The sequence below is a fragment of the Priestia sp. AB genome, from assembly GCF_028369225.1.
Classification (GTDB): Bacteria; Bacillota; Bacilli; order Bacillales; family Bacillaceae_H; genus Priestia; species Priestia megaterium.
In genome coordinates this window covers 1-2,381 of the sequence record NZ_JAQMYN010000048.1, presented here as the reverse complement: position 1 = coordinate 2,381, position 2,381 = coordinate 1, and the positions used below count along the sequence as shown (strand labels likewise).

Below are 2,381 nucleotides of genomic sequence, written 5' to 3'. Positions count from 1 at the left end.
AGGAACAGTTTAGGTTGGTAATGTTAAACTGCTCCTATTTTATTTTTATAGAGTAGGTAAGTTCAATGCCGTATCGATATTATTTAAATCTAAAGTGATTTGTTCATTTGTATCCCAAGCATGATACCATCCTTTTTCCACCATGTATGCAGATATTTGTTCATGCATATCAAGAGCTTCCACTAAATGGCGAGTGAGCATTTCTTTAATTTCAGGCGTTCCGGCCTCCGTAACTGCCATGGCGCAATTTCTAACTCCACTTTTAGCTGCAATCAATAAATCCATTGCAACCACTTGATCCGATAGGGCATTCATGCCAGTTAAATTTTCAATAATTGGATTCATGTTCATTCATCTCCTCTTTTACTGCTTAGCGTTGGAAAGGATAGAAGTATATTCTTGTAATTGTCTTGTAGATACATCTATGTCTTGCTGCATAATATCTTTTAATTGCTGATCTGTAACTAATCCTCTCATCGTTTTGGACTTAGTCAAGCAATTGGTCTTAAATGCAGCCATTTCATGGACCTCAAGAACTTCATGTAAAGCGTAATTCATTTTTTCTACCTCCTTCCTCAAGGTTTTAACAAGACTTTTATACAATTATCCATTTTGGTGTCAAAAATCTCATAGCCACGCTTTGCTTCACTAAGTGGAAGTACATGACTCACGACATCTCCTGGATCAATTTTTCCGGTCGAAACTAATTCAAACATATATGGCATATAGTGGATCACAGGTGCTTGTCCAGAGCGAATATTGACGTTTCGGTTCATAATATCTCCCATTGGGAATCCATTATATTTGCCACCGTAAACGCCTGTAACTTGGATTGTCCCGCCTTTACGTACTGCTTGTGAAGCCATGATAAACGCACCAAATGCTCCGCCCTGCAGTTTCATTCCACTCGCAAGGAACTCCATATCAGTCATTTTACCGTCCATACCAACGGCATCAATGACAACATCAGCGCCGCCCTTCGTCATTTCTTTCAAATGCATTCCTGCATTTTCAAAATGTGCGAAATTTACAATTTCAACTTTGTTGGTACGTTTGGCGTGTTGCAAACGATAATCTACATAATCTACGGCAATGACACGCTTTGCTCCTTTTAGCCAACAGAATTTTTGAGCAAAAAGACCAACCGGACCACAGCCAAGAACAATAACTGTGTCTCCACCCTTTACGCCTGCATTGTCAACACTCCAATAACCAGTAGTCATTGCATCGGCAATAACTGCTAACTTTTCATCTGGTTCTTCACAAGTCTCTGGAATTTTGAAATGAGTAAAGTTGGCAAACGGAACTCTTAAATATTCAGCTTGTCCACCTGGATAGCCACCCGTCGTACCAGAATATCCGAAATAGGCACCCATATCACCATTATCATTGGAATTATCACATTGGCTTTCTAAATGGTTTTTACAGTAAAGGCATTCACCGCATGCTATATTAAAAGGAATAATGACACGATCTCCCTTTTTTACCTTCGTCACATCTGGACCAACTTCTTCGACGATTCCCATTGGTTCATGACCAATCACATAGTTTTCTTGCAGGTTAGGAATCATACCATGAATTAAATGTAAATCAGAGCCACATATAGCTGTACTGGTTACTTTAATAATCATGTCATCTCGTTTTTCAATCTTTGGATCTGGAACTTCTTTGACTACAACATTTTTAATACCTTGATACGTTACTGCCTTCATGATAGATATCCTCCAGTGTTAGTGTTCATCAGGTGTTCGGTCAAACAGGCCTTTTCTATTGGTCTCAACAGGAAATAGATTCATTTTGCCAATCATCAATGTATTGTTGGCAGAGAGTTGGTCTAATTGATATTGTTCACTTAATTCGTATGGATGGAACCATTTTTTACTAATCATTAGTTCTGTAATTTCTTGGTGCATGGCAATTCCTTGCATTAACTGTTTTCGCAAGAGAGTTCTAACATCAGGTGATGCGGACTCCGTTAACGCGACTGCGATATTGCGAACACCTTCCTTGGCACGAAGAAGAAAGTCCATCGCAAATGTGGTATCTGCGAGCTCTGGTACGTGTAGCGAGTTTATAGGATCTAAATAGTCATGATTCACTGAATTTACCTCCTTTTCAATTGATTATTGGTGTTGGCCGGTTTTGAGGAACAGGGGCTTCAAAAGGTGCACGTTGATAAACTGCCTGTAATTCTCCCAGCGCTTGTATCGATTGTTCAACATCTTTTTTCATCAATGCTCTCAAATCATCATCAAATACAAGTCCTTGCATTAGTTTTGATTTCGCTAAGCAAAGGGTTTTAAAATTAATAGCTTCATGTAGATCCAATGACTCATGATCGGCTAATTTTTGAATATCCATTTCTGATTACCCTCCTTTTT

At 38.8% G+C, this 2,381-nt stretch carries 5 protein-coding genes; all 5 read right to left on the bottom strand.

The genetic code is table 11. From position 1 onward, the window contains the following. Window positions 1–45 precede the first annotated feature (45 nt). From POF52_RS30885 to POF52_RS30865, 5 genes are read right to left on the bottom strand one after another with little or no spacing between them, the layout of a single operon-like run. Entirely contained in the window at window positions 46–345 is a 300-nt protein-coding gene (locus POF52_RS30885; protein WP_074679447.1) for a spore coat protein, read from the bottom strand. 18 nt (window positions 346–363) lie between these two features. After that, the gene (locus tag POF52_RS30880) at window positions 364–558 is read right to left on the bottom strand and encodes a hypothetical protein (RefSeq protein ID WP_013084323.1); all 195 of its coding nucleotides are present in this window, start codon (window positions 556–558) and stop codon (window positions 364–366) included. Between the two features lie 17 nt (window positions 559–575). Next, entirely contained in the window at window positions 576–1,712 is a 1,137-nt protein-coding gene (locus POF52_RS30875) for a zinc-dependent alcohol dehydrogenase (RefSeq protein WP_048019373.1), read from the bottom strand. Between the two features lie 18 nt (window positions 1,713–1,730). Continuing rightward, window positions 1,731–2,099: a spore coat protein gene (locus tag POF52_RS30870; protein WP_013084321.1), complete on the bottom strand. Its 369-nt coding sequence runs from the start codon at window positions 2,097–2,099 to the stop codon at window positions 1,731–1,733. Window positions 2,100–2,115: 16 nt separating this feature from the next. Next, window positions 2,116–2,361, bottom strand: a complete 246-nt coding sequence (locus POF52_RS30865) for a spore gernimation protein GerQ (RefSeq protein ID WP_271998168.1) — start codon at window positions 2,359–2,361, stop codon at window positions 2,116–2,118. Between the last annotated feature and the right edge of the window lie 20 nt (window positions 2,362–2,381).